This is a genomic window from Pantoea sp. SORGH_AS_0659 (assembly GCF_031453915.1).
GTDB lineage: Bacteria > Pseudomonadota > Gammaproteobacteria > Enterobacterales > Enterobacteriaceae > Pantoea > Pantoea leporis.
Map to the genome: position 1 here is coordinate 642311 of NZ_JAVJAK010000003.1, position 14456 is coordinate 656766.

Sequence of the window (14456 nt, forward strand, 5' to 3'; positions counted from 1 at the left end):
TTCTTTTCAGCTCGGCCATTTGCGCTAAGCCAAAGCGTGGTTATAATTTGAATTAGGTTTAACAGTCGATTTCCCTGGCTGCCTTAAATGGCGCCCCTATAACACGATTAACTTCTTTTATTTATTGCTATTTCCTGAATGTTATTCCGGGGGAACATCATGTCGCCATTTTCCAGCTTTTGGCAAGCCGGTTATGAGGGAGCGGATCATATCAATCCCTTCGGCGAACGGCTTTCAATGAATGCGTTGACCGACCATTTATCGCAATACCATAACGATTACGCCGCGCTGCAGCAGTTTGGCATTACCTCCGCCCGCGAAAGTATTGGCTGGCGACTGGCGGAAATGGAACCGCAAACCACGCTCGAAAGTTTAAAAAAACGCATGAATTCGGCGCGCTCCTTTGGCGTGCAAATTAACTGGACCTTTTGCCATTACGGCTGGCCGGATGACTTAACCTTATTTTCCAGCGAATTTGTGCCGCGCTTCGCCGCTTTTTGTCAGCGCATGGCGGGCTTCCTCGCGGAATATTATGAAGACGCACCCATTTATTCGCCGATGAATGAAATCTCGTTTTTGGCGTGGGGAATTTCTGTCGGCCTGTTTGGTAATAATGCCCATACCGATCCCGATGAGATTAAACGTCAATTGATTCGCGCCACGCTGGCGGGTTGCGCCGCCATTCGCCTTGCAGATCCGCGTGCGCGTTTCCTGCACTGCGACCCGATTATTCACGTGGTGCCGGATGAAGACAGCGATGCATGTCGGCAGCGCACCCGGGATATCAACGCTTCGCAATATCAGGCGTGGGACATGATCGTCGGTTTGCGCGAGCCGGAACTCGGCGGCAAACCGCACTATCTCGATGTGGTTGGCGCCAATTATTACCACGGCAATCAGTGGCTCACCGGGTCCGGCTGCCGACTGGAATGGCATCTGGGCGATGCGCGCCGCGTGCCGCTGCATCCGCTGCTGGCCCAGTTAACTGAGCGTTACCAGCGCCCCATTTTGCTGGCGGAAACCAGCCACGTCGGCAGCGGACGCGCCGCCTGGATTTCACAAGTAACCGCCGATGTCGCGCAGGCACAGCTGAATGGCTGTGATATCCGCGGCATCTGTCTTTATCCGATTATCGATCGCCCACTTTGGGAAGATCTCGAACACTGGCCACGCAGCGGATTGTGGGATGTCGATCCTCACAAAAAGCGTCTGCTGAACCCGGTTTATGCCGCGTCATTACAGCAATCACAACGATTATTAGCCCGTTTTCAGGGTCTTATCACCGCGGCCAGCAGGCCAGAGGAAAGCGTCATGAAACAATCCGTATTAGTGGTATTCAGTCATTTACGTTGGGGATTTGTCTTTCAACGTCCACAGCATCTGTTGTCGCGCCTCGCCCAGTTCCACCGCATTGTGTTTATTGAAGAGCCGATTTATCAGCCCGGTGAAGCCGCGTTACGCCAATATCAGCCCGCACCAAACGTGACGGTGATCGAACCGCATACCGATGTGGCCGCGCCTGGCTTTCACGATAGCCAAATCGCCGTGCTGCAACCGCTGCTGGCCGAACTGCTTGATGACGATGAAACGCCGCTGGTGTGGTTTTACACGCCGATGGCGCTGCCGCTGCTGGCCTGCTTTACACCGAGCGCGATTATCTATGACTGCATGGATGAGCTCTCCGCCTTCAACCAGGCGCCGCGCCAGCTTCAGCAGCGTGAATCTGCGCTGTTGAGCCGCGCCGATTTGGTGTTCACTGGCGGCACCAGCCTGTATGAAGCGAAGAAACATCGCCATCCGCAGGTTTTCTGCTGCCCAAGCAGTGTCGATGCGGGACATTTCGAACAGGCGCTGGACCGCACTAACAGCCATCCGCTGCAGGAAAACCTGCCAAAACCGCGCCTCGGCTATTACGGCGTAATTGATGAACGCCTCGATTTGACGCTGATTGCCGCGCTGGCGGATGCGCATCCCGACTGGCAGATCGTGATGGTTGGTCCGGTGGTGAAAATTGATGCCGCCAGCCTGCCCCAGCGCAGCAATCTGCACTGGTTCGGCCAGCAACCGTACGCCGCCTTGCCGCACTTTCTCGCCGGCTGGGATCTATGCCTGATGCCGTTCGCGCTCAATGCTTCGACGCGCTTTATCAGCCCCACCAAAGTGCTGGAGTACATGGCGGCGCAGTTGCCGATTGTCAGCACCGCGATTGCCGATGTGGCGCGACACTATGCCGACGTAGTGAGCATTGCCGACTCACATCAGAGCTTTATTCGGGCCTGTGAAGCGGCGCTCAGCATGCCGGTGGAAACCCGCTATCAACTGGCGAAAAACATGGCGGCACGCGTAGCGGAAACCTCGTGGGATCGCACCGTCGATGAGATGCAGGCGCATATCGTGGCGCTGACCCAACGTCAGATTTCCCATACTGAAGTAGCCGCCGCCCCTCCGCCCGCGCTGGCGCACAATACCGTTGCGTGCTTGATTTTGGGTGCCGGGCCTACTGGATTGAGCGCCGGTTATCACTACGGCGCGGGCGCAGTGGTGCTGGAGAAAAATGCCACCGTGGGCGGCTGGTGCCGTTCGGTCGAGGATCAGGGATTCACCTTCGATCACGCCGGCCACATTATGTTCTCCAACGATCCTTACGTGTTGCGCCTGTACGATATCCTGCTGGGCGACAATCAGCACTGGCAAACACGTGAAGCCTGGGTTTACAGCCATGATGTTTACACCCGCTATCCGTTTCAGTCGGCGCTGCATGGTTTGCCTGCCGAAGTGATTGGCGAGTGTGTGTTAGGCGCGATTGAAGCGCGCTATGCGTCGCCTCCCGCTTTACAGGCGGTGGCCACCGAGGCGCGGCGTGATTGCTGCGCCGATGGCGCCATCCCGGATGGTGAAAGCCTGGTTTGTCAGCCGGAGAGCGAAGATTTCGAAAGCTTTATTTTCCGTACCTGGGGCAAAGGCATCGCCCGCCATTTCGCCCTGCCGTATAACCAGAAACTGTGGAAAACACCGCTGGTGAATATGGAAACCTCATGGCTCGGCGGACGCGTGCCGCTGCCCGATTTGGAGCAGATCATCTCCGGCGCGCTGGCGCCGCTGGATAAGCCGGTCGGCCCCAATGCGCGCTTTGGCTATCCGCTGCGCGGCGGTTTTCAGGCGCTAATGGAAGGATTTCTGCCACATCTGGACTGCACGCTGGAGATGGAAGCGGGCGTCAGCGAAATTCAGCCGTTGCAACGGCGCGTGCTGTTAAGTGATGGTCGACAGTTTCATTATGACCAGATGATCAGCACCTTGCCGCTGCCAGAACTGGTGCGATTGATGGGCAGCTTTGCACCAGAAGCGGTGCAGAAAGCGGCGAAGCAACTGCGTCATATCTCGGTGCGCTGCGTCAATCTGGGCATTGGCCGCGCCAATATCAGCGACAAACACTGGATTTACTATCCCGGTAACACGCTGTTCCACCGCATCTTTTTACAGGGCAACGCCAGCCCGCACTGCAATCCAGAAGGCGGTTTTGGCCTGACCTGCGAAATGACCTATCGCGACGATCAGCCGCTTCCTTGCGAAGGCGATGCGTTGATTGAACGCTGCATTGCGGATTGTATTCGGGTCGGCATCATTAATGCCGATGACGAGATCGTTACCGCCAGCGAAGTGGATATGCCGTACGCCTATGTGGTTTACGACCATCAACGTACCGCCAACGTCACGCTGATTCGCAGCTGGCTGGCAACGCAAGGCATCCATCTTTCCGGGCGCTACAGCGAATGGGAATATTACAACTCGGACCACGCGTTCCTCGCCGGTAAACGTGCAGCGGAAACGGTGAAAGATTTGACCCATAACCGGAAAACCACGGCGTGAGATGAAAAAGCTAGTCAGTTAGGGTGAACGGGTCGGCATTCATGAATGGCGGCCCTACGATTGCATCGTAAGTTTCGTAGGGTGCGCATTCAGCTTTTTAACGCGGATCAATCAAATCCACTACCATCGACAGGATTTCATCCATGACGTGCGATTCAACTTTCGCGGCGAAACTTGCCTTCCGCGCGGTCAGGTCAAGAGAACAAAGTTGGTAGCACAACGCTACGCCAGTTACGCTGCCGGTATCCGTGCTGCTGCCATCCAGATACATCGCAACAGCCCTCGAGCGTGATGCGCCGCCACCGCTGGTTACCGGAATGCAAACCGCTGTCCCTAAAGCAGCGACGAGTTCCCGCCGTGAAATCACCAGATAATAATGCGGCCCTTTAAACTCCCTGCCTTCAACGGGATCACCGTTGACGTGCCAGATTTCACCTAACTGCGGAACTCTGCGCGATATCATCAGATAGCCTCCTTGCCCTGCGGTTTATCCTGCAAATCGTCGCTGACGGCTTCATTAAACTGGCGAATCTCTTCCTGATCAATGCCAGCTAACAGTTGGTCCATCGTTTTCCTGCCGCGTGCGAGCCGGTTAACAGGTTTGATGTTGATTGACTCGTCAGTTGCAGTGACATCTAGCTCAATCCCCACATGCCAACCCGCTTTGGTCGCGATGTCACTGGGAATCGTTAGCACAACGGCTCCGCCTTGCTGACGCAGTTTGGTTAAAGCCATACATCCTCCAAAGTGTAACTTTGTCACACTGAGTCTATCACTCGGTGAGACAAAGTCACACTTTGATTTATTGAGATGCGTCTGCTTTTAGGCAGGCGGAATAAACGCCTGTACCGGCGTCACTTCGCCGCGATATTTACGCACCTGCACGACGGTGATTTGTCCGCTGCAACCTTGTGCCAATGAAGACGTGCCGATATCCAGCGTCAACACATTGGGATTACCGTGACGGCAAAGCGGACGCAGCGCGGTAGGATCGACCGGATCGTACCAGGCGCCGGTCGGCAACTGCACCACGCCGCGCATGATGGTTTCGGTGAGACGCGCACTGGCGAGCACGTGGCCGCGCGCGTTGTAGAGCTCGATAATATCGCCATCATTAATGCCTGACGCCGCCGCATCCGCCGGATGCAAACTGCACACTTCGCGGCCATGGCGTTTGCCGCTCAGGCTGTAATCACCAAAATCGAGCTGGCTGTGCAAACGCGTCGCCGGCTGATTGGCGATCAACCAAAACGGATGATCGGGATTCGGTTTTTGCTGCGGTTCACGCCACACCGGATGTCCCGGACAGTTTTCGTAGTTAAAGCTGGCGATGGTGGCAGAGAAAATTTCAATTTTCCCGCTCGGCGTCGGCAGCGGCGACGCTTCCGGGTCGGCGCGGAACGCGTTGATCATACGGCCGCCGTCTTTCAGCTGCGGCAACTCCAGCACGCCTTGTTGCCAAAACTTCTCGAAGTCGGGGATCTCAACCTGATGCGCCGCCAGCTTTTGCTGCAGCTGGGCGTAATGATGCTGCAACCAGCCGCGCGTATCGCGCCCTTCGGTGAAGGCCTCTTCGCGGCCTAAACGGCGCGCCAGCTCGGTGAAAATCGCGTAATCATCTTTGGCTTCACCGAACGGTTGCGCCACCGGTTGCATGGCAAACAAGTGGCGATCGGTGGGTGCGCCGCCAATGTCTTCGCGCTCCAGCGTCATGGTGGCGGGCAAAACGATATCGGCATGGCGCGCGCTGGCGGTCCAGGCGATCTCATGCACGATCAGCGTATCCAGCTGACAAAAAGCCTGACGCAAGCGCGCGAGATCCTGATGATGATGGAACGGATTGCCGCCGGCCCAATATGCCAGACGGATGTGCGGATAGGTTAAACGGCGGCCATTGTAATCAAACGGCTTGCCGGGATTGAGCAGCATATCGGAGATACGCGCCACCGGAATCAGACGATCGATATCGTTTTTACCCTGCGGTAGCGCCGGAAAACTCACCAGATTGTGATGCTTACCGTAATGGCCCAGCGCACCCAGCGCATAGGTGTAGCCGCCGCCCGGCAAGCCCGGCTGACCAAGTGCGGCCGCCAGCACCAATCCCAGCCACACCGGCTGTTCGCCGTTTTCGGCGCGCTGCAAGGCATGCGCCACCGTCACCAGCACGCGTTTGCCGTGCAGCTGGCGAGCAAAATCGCTGATGAACGCAGCACTCACGCCACAAATTTCTGCTGCCCACGCTGCATCGCGCGGCGTGCCATCTTCTTCGCCACGAATGTAGGCCGCCATTTCTGGCCAGCCCACGGTGTAGCGCGCGAGGAAAGCCTCATCGGTCAGCTGTTCAGCGATCAATACCGATAACACGCCGAGGATGAAGGCCGCGTCAGTGCCCGGACGCAGCGCCAGCCATTCGCCCTGAGCTTCTTCAGGGAGATCGCTTTGCAGCGGGCTGACCGAGATAAAGCGAGTGCCGCGCTCAGCCGCCTGCCGCATAAAGCCGCGCTCGGTGTGTTCGCTCAAACCGCCGCTGGCGACCTGCGAGTTTTTCAATGCTAAACCGCCAAATGCCAACACGATGTCGCTGTGCTGGGCGATCTCTTCCCAACTGACGCCGCGACGGGCAATTTCATTCATGTCGCCGACGATATGCGGCAGCAACACCGACGCGGAGCCGGAACTGTAGCTGTTGACTGAACGCACGTAGCCGCCGAGCGTGGTGTTGAGGAAGCGATGCACCTGACTTTGCGCGTGGTGGAAGCGCCCCGCGCTTGACCAGCCGTAAGAGCCGCCGAAGATGCCTTCCGGGCCGTACTTATCGCCGACGCGTTGCAGTTCGCGCGTGACCAGCGCGTAGGCTTCATCCCAGCTCACCGCGACGTACTCATCGTTGCCACGACGATCGTCCGCGCCCGGGCCGTTCTCCAGCCAGCCACGGCGCACCATCGGACGGGATACGCGCGCCGGATGGTTTAACGCAGTGTGGAAATTTTGCAGCAGCGGGCTGGGATCGGGATCGCCCTTGAACGGTTCGATGGTGAGCCGATCGCCCTGTTGCTGGGCATGAAAAGCGCCCCAATGGGCGCTGTGCATTACCGGTTTTTGCGTCATCACTGTTCCTGGCATCAAAAAAGAAAAACGGTGCCTAAAGCACCGTTGCAATAAAGTTTCTTACGCGCCCGTTTTCCGGGTCGTCGAGCACTTGCTGGGTTGGCCCCGCCGCCACGATTTTGCCGCTTTCCATAAACACAATGTTGTCAGCAACCTCGCGCGCAAAACCAATCTCATGCGTCACCACCACCATGGTAATGCCGGAGTGCGCCAGCTGTTTGATCACTTGCAGCACTTCGCCAACCAGTTCGGGGTCGAGCGCTGAAGTGGGTTCATCAAACAGCATTACGCCGGGATCCATCGCCAGCGCGCGGGCAATCGCCACACGTTGCTGCTGTCCTCCGGAGAGATTCTGCGGCCACTCATCTTCGCGGCCAGACAAACCCACTTGCTTCAGCAGCGACAGCGCTTTGCTGGTCGCCTGCTGACGACTCTGCTTCTTGACGCGCATCGGCGCATCGACGATGTTTTGCAACACGGTACGGTGAGGGAACAGGTTGAATTGCTGGAACACCATGCCGATTTCGGCACGCTGACGCGCAACTTCACCGCTGCTTAACTCGTGCAGCGCCTGGCCTTTCTGCTTGTAGCCGATGATCTCGCCGCCGATGCGAATGGTGCCGCCATCCAGTTTTTCCAGGTGGTTTATGCAGCGCAGCAGCGTGGATTTCCCCGAACCCGACGGCCCAAGGATCACCGTGACTGAACCGGCCGGAATATCCAGATTCACTTCATCCAGAATGGTGACGCCAGAGAAGCGCTTAGTGACTTTACGTAAGGCGATCGCTTCACCCATTGCTGACGCTCCTTTCTGCTTTTGGCGCTGAGAAGCCCGGCAGCGATTTCAACAGGCTGCGTTTTTCCCGGCGCGAAACGCCACGGCCAAAATAGCGTTCCACATAGAACTGACCCACCGACAGCACCGAAGTCATCAGCAGATACCACAAGGTAGCCACCAGCAGCAGCGGAATCACTTCATAGGTGCGCTGGTAAATAATCTGCGCCGAGAACAGCACGTCCTGCAGCGAGATCACTGAGACCACCGCCGTGGTTTTCAGCTGACCAATGATTTCGTTGCCGGCGGGCGGCATGATGGCGCGCATCGCCTGCGGCAGCACGGTGTGACGGAAAATCTGCGAAGGGCGATAGCCGAGCGCACGCGCGGCTTCCAGCTGGCCGTTGCCGACGCTTTGGATACCCGCACGCACAATTTCGGCGGCATAGGCAGATTGGTGCATCACCAGCGCAATCACTGCCGCACTAAATGGGCTCACCAGCGCGTTCGATTGCGTGCTCCAGACTTCGCCGAGGCCCGGAATCGACAGAGCGATGGTGGGATAAAGCGCCGCGATGTTGTACCACAGGAACAATTGCACCAACATCGGTACACCACGGAAGAACCAGGTGTAGAACCAGCTCACGCCCACCAGCACCGGATTGGAGGAGAGGCGCATCAGCGCCAGCACCGTACCGAAGGCAAAACCCAGCACCACAGAGATCGCAGTGAGCTGCAGCGTCATTAATACGCCTTGCAGGATCGATTCGCCGGTAAAGTTCTCCGCAATCACGCTCCATTCGAAGCGTGGATTATTAATCATCGAGTTCGCCATCGCCACCACGCAAAACAACACGACCAGCGCACTCAGCCAGCGTCCGTAGTAACGTTTGCCGACGATTTTCAAATCGCCGGTGTGGTCGTGAATGTCACTCATTGAAAGATTTCCTGATTGCGTTTGGCTTGTTTAACAGCACCAAAGCCGATGCCCCAGTTGTCGAGGATCTTGTTGTAGCTGCCATCTTTGATCAGCGAGTTAAGCGCGGCCTGTACGGCGGGCTCCAGCGCGGAATCTTTCGGGAAAGCGACGGAGACTGGCGCATCGTGTACGGTGATTTCGCCGCTCATGGTCAGCGGTTTAATCACCTTCACCTGCCACAGCAAACCTTCATACGGGCCGAGGAACATTGGCACGCGACCGCTTACCACCGCCTGCACGCCAGCTGGACGATCCGGGAAGACGGAGACTTTGATTGGCTTTTTACCCGCCGCTTCACAGGCTTTGCTGGCGTCTTCAAGGCGCGTAACCTGGGTGGTACCGGAACCGGCGCCCACTTCTTTACCACAGACATCGGCCAGTTCTTTGAATGGCGCGATGTTGGCATCTTTGCGCGAGATAATGCCGAGGCGGCTGGCATCGTAATAACCCACGAAGTCGATGATTTTGGCACGCGCTGGCGTGGCGTTGATATTGGAGAGCGCCACATCGTAACGACCGGTTTTCAGGCCTGGAATGATGTTGTCGAAACCACCGGTGTCGCGCCACTGAACCTGGATTCCCAGACGCTCGCCCACGGCATTCATGATATCGATTTCACGGCCGGCCAGCGTTTTGTTGTCTTCTTTATAGAAGGTGGTTGGCGGCGTGTTGGGGTTGGTTCCGGCAACAATGTAGCCACGTTTCACCACATCCGCAGGCAGCAGGCTTTTCAGCGCAGGATCGGCCTGCACGTGGATTGAGCTGTCAGTTGGGACGTTTTCATCTGCGGCGAACGCGGTGTGTGCACTCAGCGCGAGCGCAAGAAGAGTCATGCCTTTGGCGAATTTCACTGGAACCTTTCTCCTGATTTATAAAAAGTTTCCCCACAGGGAAAAGGCGTTGAGGTAGCGATGGTTTTGTCTCCTGACTCACCTCGCGCGAGCGGCGTGCGGTGAGTGGAATTGTCATCCTCATTTACCCTAAATAATTCCAGCTGCAACAAGGCGGCAAGTTTGTGAATCCCCGGGAGCTTACTTAAGTAAGTGACTGGGGTGAACACGCGGAGCCAACGCAGTTGCGGCTGAAATTATGACGGGTATTTACGTCCCGATTAGCATTCTCTGGAAGATAGATAACAATCACAAATGCGAAAAAAACATATCTATTGCCGAAATATGGCAATAGCCGCAAGCACGGTTGCAAGGCGGGATTTCCGCCCCATATTTGGCACGTAACACTCAGCAGAATTCAGAATATGCTAGTGAATCAATAGCCTGCTTATCCAGTATTCATCGACACATTTCTTCTTACTCATAACGGTTTCTTCTAAGCAAATGAGAAATTCTCCTACCCGCAACTCATACCCCGCAACCGAACAACCTTTGTAAAGGTTTGTATTGTCAGGCATGTTGCCGTCTCACTGAATAGACAATGAGAAACGTTATCATTATCATGCGCATTTACTTGCAATTGTTAACGTTACAGGGAGAAAACTTAAGTGAATGTAACCATGCGTGGCAAAAAGCGTCCAATTGCGCTTTTTTTAGCGGGAATGCTAACGTCGCCTGCCTTTGCAGCTGAAACCACCGAAAAGCTGGCTGACGATGAATCAATGATCGTCACCGCCGAGCAGGAGCTCAAACAGCAACCGGGCGTGTCCACCATCACCGCTGAAGACATCAAAAAAAATCCCCCTGTTAACGATCTCTCCGACATCATTCGCAAAATGCCCGGCGTAAATCTTACCGGCAACGGCGCCAGCGGCAGCCGCGGCAATAACCGGCAAATCGATATCCGTGGCATGGGCCCGGAAAACACCCTGGTGATGATCGATGGCGTGCCGGTTTCCTCTCGTAACTCGGTGCGCTACAGCTGGCGCGGCGAGCGTGATTCACGCGGTGATACCAACTGGGTGCCAGCTGAAATGGTTGAGCGCATTGAAGTGATTCGTGGCCCGGCCGCTGCTCGATACGGTTCTGGCGCGGCGGGCGGCGTGGTGAACATCATCACCAAGCGTCCCACCAACGACTGGCACGGCTCGCTGTCGCTGTACACCAGTCAGCCGGAAAATAGCAAAGAAGGCGATACCCGACGCGCTAACTTCAATCTCAGCGGCCCGCTGGCCGGTGATGCGTTGACCATGCGCCTGTACGGCAACCTCAACCGCACCGATGCCGATGCGTTCAATATCAACACCGCAGAAAACGGTTCATACGCGGCGGGCCGTGAAGGCGTGCGCAACAAAGACATCAATACCGTGCTGTCGTGGAAAATCACGCCGCTGCAAATCATCGACTTCTCCTGGGGCTACAGCCGTCAGGGCAATATTTACGCCGGTGACACGCAGAACAGTAACAGCAACGCCAGCACCGACGGTTTAGTGGAGTCGCTGTACGGTGATGAAACTAACCGCATGTATCGCCAGAGCTACGGCATCGCGCACAACGGTATCTGGGATTGGGGAACTTCGAAGCTCAATTTAAACTACGAGAAAACCAATAACACCCGCCTGCAGGAAGGCACTGCCGGGCGTACTGAAGGAATGATCAACAGCGATACGTACGCCACCAGCCGCCTGGAAAGCTATCGCGCGGGCGGAGAGATCAACTTCCCGCTGCAGCTGCTGGTCGATCAAACCGTGACGCTGGGCGCGGAGTGGAACCGCGACGAGCTAAACGATCCAGCATCAATGCTTGCGGCCAGCGCGACCGGCGTGAATTTGCCAGGCAGTTCGGGCGATCCATCGCAGCGCAGCAGTAAGAACAGCGCCACCATCAGTTCACTATTCTTTGAAGACAACATTGCCGCCACCGATAGCACCGAAGTGATTCCGGGCCTGCGCTTTGATTATCACGATCAGTTTGGCGCCAACTGGAGCCCAAGCCTGAACCTCTCACAAGGTCTGGGCGACTATTTCACCCTGAAGGCCGGTATCGCACGGGTGTTTAAAGCGCCAAACCTATATCAGTCAACGCCGGGGTATCTGCTCTCCACGCGCGGCAACGGCTGCCCGATTGGGCTCAGCCAATGTTATCTGCTGGGGAACAACGATCTTGATGCAGAAACCAGCGTCAACAAAGAGATTGGACTGGAGTTCAGCAACCAGGGCTACGTCGCGGGCATCACCTGGTTCCGCAATGACTACAAGAACAAGATTGTGTCCGGCACCGAGCCGGTTTATTCCAGCACTCGCCCGGTTTACAACGTGCTGCGCTGGGAAAACGGCGGCAAAGCGATTGTGGAAGGACTGGAAGGAAATCTGACTATTCCTTTGATCGCCGATACGCTGGAATGGCGCTCCAACGCCACCTACATGTTCCGCTCCGAGAGCAAGAAAACCGGCAATCCGCTGTCGGTGATCCCGGAATTCACCATCAACTCGCAGCTGGAGTGGCAGGCGACGCAGGATCTCAGCGCCAACATCAACTGGACGCAGTATGGCCGCCAGAAACCGCGTCAAAATGTTGAGACCAATATCGATACCTCGAGCATGACGACGCAGGAAATCAGCCCGTATTCGGTGTTTGGTTTGAACGTCAATTACGACATCAGCAAAAACCTGCGCGCCAATGCCGGTATCAATAACCTGTTTGATAAACGCCTTTACCGCGAAAATTCGGGTGCATCAACCTATAACGAACCGGGCCGCGCCTATTATGCCGGTGTGACGATGTCGTTTTGATTGAGCGGTGTTTAGTCGCCAGACATGGCGACCTGACGTTTAATTAAAAAACTCACTCAACGCCTCTGCCAGCGCCTGCGGTTGCTCATCCGGAATGAAGTGACCGCAGTGCGCGATCTTAATTCCCGTCACATCCGCAGCGAATTCTCGCAATGGTAAGGCCATATCCGGAATCGAACCCTGATCGGCGCTGATCGCCAGTAACGGCAACGCTAATTTGCCGCGCTCTTTCAGCAACGCACGGTTTTGAGCCGCCGAAACCGTCACTTCACGATAAGTCGCCATTCCGGCGCGTATCGCGCCCTTCTGCTGTAACAAACGGGTATATTCCGCCATATCCTCATCGCCAAACACCATCGGACTGGCCGCTTTGCGTTTCAGGAACCATTCGAGATAGATCGCTTCGCGCCCTTCTATCAGCGCCTCCGGCAAATCCGGTAATAGATGAAACGCGAAGTGCCAGGTTTTCCACGCTTTATCCGGCGTCGCGGGCAGCGATTCTGGCAACGTCACGCCAGGAATACCGGCATCAAGCAGCGCCAATTTCTTCACCTGATCGCTAAACAGCGTGGCATACGGCCAGGCAACCCACGCGCCCACATCATGCGCGGCGAGGTAATAGCTTTCATAACCCAATTGCTGCATCAAGCCCTGTACATTCTGCGCCAGCGATGTAGTGTCGTAGCCGCTGAGCGGTTTATCCGAGTCGCCCTGACCGGCTAAATCCGGCGCGATAATGAAATAGCGATCGCCCAGCAGCGCCATCACCTGGCGCCAGGCGAACCAGCTTTGCGGAAATCCCGCCAGCAGCAGCAACGTTTCTCCATTAGCATTGCCGCCGCTGACGTAGTGCAAACGCACGCCGTCTACCGTGGCGTAATGATGGGAAAATCCGTCTAACGCGTTGAATGGCTGTGTCCAGACCTGTGCGTGCTTGATAACTGATGCTGACATTTTCGCTCTCCGCGCATTTAGGAAATGATCAATTCCTAAATACTACCTGATGATTGCGCTACCTGGGAATATTTCTGCAAAGCGGTAATCAGTCGCCGTTAATAGCGGCCCGACGGAGCGGGTTATTTGCTATTCTGTGCGCGACTCCTTCTTAACAATTGTGAAACTTATGCGAACATCGGATTTGTTGCGGCTGCTGCTTTTAGCGGGGATTTGGGGTGCCAGTTTTCTGTTTATGCGCATTGCGGTACCGGCGCTGGGCGCGGTGAACACCGCGTTTTTACGCGTGTTTTGCGGCATGTTGGGTTTATTGATCATTATGGCGGTGATGCGCATTCCACGCCGCTTTGAGGGCAAATTAGGTTGGGCGATGCTGCTGGGCGTTATCAACTCAGCGATTCCGTTCCTGATGTATTGTCTGGCGGCGCGCGTGCTACCGGCGGGCTATTCCGCGATTCTTAACGCCACCACACCGTTGATGGGCGTAATCATTGGTGCGGCGTTTTTCGATGAAAAACTGACGATCACCAAAGTTCTCGGCATGATAGCCGGCTTCAGCGGCATCATTATCATCAGCACCACCGGCGAAGCGCATCTGAGCAGCACTTTAATCGGGGGGATTTTGGCTTGCCTGGTCGCCACCGCCTGTTATGGATTTGCCGGTTTCCTGACCAAGCGCTGGATTGGTGCACGCGGCGGACTGGATGCCACCAAAGTGGCTTTTGGCAGCCAATTGGGTGCATCGCTGTTTTTACTGCCGGTCTTTGCCTTTAGTGCACCGCAAACGCCCGCCAGCAGCTGGCAAATCCCGGAAGTGTGGGCTTCTATTTTGGCGATTGGGTTTATCTGTACCGCGCTGGCCTACATTATTTATTTCCGCCTGCTGGCCGATATTGGCCCGCTGCGCACGCTGACCGTCACTTTTATGATTCCGCCGTTTGGGATCTTATGGGGCTGGTTAGTGTTGGGCGAGCAGATCAATCAGGGTTTTATCGGCGGTTCGCTGCTGATTGTTTGCGCGGTGTGGCTGGTGACCAGCAACGGCTTTGGCAAACGCGCCGCTGTAAACAGCAGCGCCAGCAAATAGC

At 56.1% G+C, this 14456-nt stretch carries 10 protein-coding genes; 3 read left to right on the forward strand and 7 right to left on the reverse strand.

Going from position 1 to position 14456, the window contains the following annotated elements; genetic code table 11:
• Window positions 1-159: 159 nt before the first annotated feature.
• On the forward strand, window positions 160-3870 hold the full coding sequence (locus tag Q3H59_RS24160; RefSeq protein ID WP_309837741.1) for an FAD-dependent oxidoreductase: 3711 nt from the start codon (window positions 160-162) through the stop codon (window positions 3868-3870).
• A gap of 97 nt (window positions 3871-3967) precedes the next feature.
• Here Q3H59_RS24160 and Q3H59_RS24165 read toward each other — a convergent pair whose 3' ends face one another.
• The 6 genes from Q3H59_RS24165 to Q3H59_RS24190 form a co-directional block, all read right to left on the reverse strand.
• Window positions 3968-4333: a type II toxin-antitoxin system PemK/MazF family toxin gene (locus tag Q3H59_RS24165; RefSeq protein WP_192235096.1), complete on the reverse strand. Its 366-nt coding sequence runs from the start codon at window positions 4331-4333 to the stop codon at window positions 3968-3970.
• Window positions 4333-4605 carry an antitoxin gene (locus Q3H59_RS24170; protein ID WP_110867195.1) on the reverse strand — a complete coding sequence of 91 codons (273 nt, stop codon included), beginning with the start codon at window positions 4603-4605 and terminating at the stop codon, window positions 4333-4335. Before Q3H59_RS24170 ends, Q3H59_RS24165 begins: the two co-directional genes overlap by 1 nt.
• 87 nt (window positions 4606-4692) lie before the next feature.
• Window positions 4693-6978, reverse strand: coding sequence for a molybdopterin-dependent oxidoreductase (locus Q3H59_RS24175; protein ID WP_309837744.1), 2286 nt, complete (start codon window positions 6976-6978; stop codon window positions 4693-4695).
• Window positions 6979-7012: 34 nt separating this feature from the next.
• Window positions 7013-7774: an amino acid ABC transporter ATP-binding protein gene (locus Q3H59_RS24180; RefSeq protein ID WP_137387006.1), complete on the reverse strand. Its 762-nt coding sequence runs from the start codon at window positions 7772-7774 to the stop codon at window positions 7013-7015.
• Window positions 7767-8690: an amino acid ABC transporter permease gene (locus Q3H59_RS24185; protein WP_309837747.1), complete on the reverse strand. Its 924-nt coding sequence runs from the start codon at window positions 8688-8690 to the stop codon at window positions 7767-7769. The genes Q3H59_RS24180 and Q3H59_RS24185 overlap by 8 nt, the downstream gene beginning before the upstream one ends.
• Window positions 8687-9583: an ABC transporter substrate-binding protein gene (locus Q3H59_RS24190; RefSeq protein ID WP_110867191.1), complete on the reverse strand. Its 897-nt coding sequence runs from the start codon at window positions 9581-9583 to the stop codon at window positions 8687-8689. Before Q3H59_RS24190 ends, Q3H59_RS24185 begins: the two co-directional genes overlap by 4 nt.
• Window positions 9584-10242: 659 nt before the next feature.
• Between Q3H59_RS24190 and Q3H59_RS24195 the strand changes: the two genes are divergently transcribed.
• Entirely contained in the window at window positions 10243-12414 is a 2172-nt protein-coding gene (locus tag Q3H59_RS24195; protein ID WP_309837920.1) for a TonB-dependent siderophore receptor, read from the forward strand.
• Window positions 12415-12453: 39 nt separating this feature from the next.
• Here the strand turns inward: Q3H59_RS24195 and Q3H59_RS24200 are convergent, their stop codons facing one another.
• Entirely contained in the window at window positions 12454-13368 is a 915-nt protein-coding gene (locus Q3H59_RS24200; RefSeq protein ID WP_309837749.1) for an alpha/beta hydrolase, read from the reverse strand.
• Window positions 13369-13537: 169 nt separating this feature from the next.
• Between Q3H59_RS24200 and Q3H59_RS24205 the strand changes: the two genes are divergently transcribed.
• A complete protein-coding gene (locus tag Q3H59_RS24205) occupies window positions 13538-14455 on the forward strand; it encodes a DMT family transporter (RefSeq protein ID WP_309837751.1) in 918 nt (305 codons plus the stop codon).
• Window position 14456: the final 1 nt, after the last annotated feature.

Excerpts from the sequence above, each read along its gene's own strand:
- Q3H59_RS24160 (WP_309837741.1), top strand. The coding sequence starts at position 160 with ATGTCGCCATTTTCCAGCTTTTGGCAAGCCGGTTATGAGGGAGCGGAT.
- Q3H59_RS24165 (WP_192235096.1), bottom strand. The coding sequence starts at position 4,333 with ATGATATCGCGCAGAGTTCCGCAGTTAGGTGAAATCTGGCACGTCAAC.
- Q3H59_RS24170 (WP_110867195.1), bottom strand. The coding sequence starts at position 4,605 with ATGGCTTTAACCAAACTGCGTCAGCAAGGCGGAGCCGTTGTGCTAACG.
- Q3H59_RS24175 (WP_309837744.1), bottom strand. The coding sequence starts at position 6,978 with ATGACGCAAAAACCGGTAATGCACAGCGCCCATTGGGGCGCTTTTCAT.
- Q3H59_RS24180 (WP_137387006.1), bottom strand. The coding sequence starts at position 7,774 with ATGGGTGAAGCGATCGCCTTACGTAAAGTCACTAAGCGCTTCTCTGGC.
- Q3H59_RS24185 (WP_309837747.1), bottom strand. The coding sequence starts at position 8,690 with ATGAGTGACATTCACGACCACACCGGCGATTTGAAAATCGTCGGCAAA.
- Q3H59_RS24195 (WP_309837920.1), top strand. The coding sequence starts at position 10,243 with ATGCGTGGCAAAAAGCGTCCAATTGCGCTTTTTTTAGCGGGAATGCTA.
- Q3H59_RS24200 (WP_309837749.1), bottom strand. The coding sequence starts at position 13,368 with ATGTCAGCATCAGTTATCAAGCACGCACAGGTCTGGACACAGCCATTC.
- Q3H59_RS24205 (WP_309837751.1), top strand. The coding sequence starts at position 13,538 with ATGCGAACATCGGATTTGTTGCGGCTGCTGCTTTTAGCGGGGATTTGG.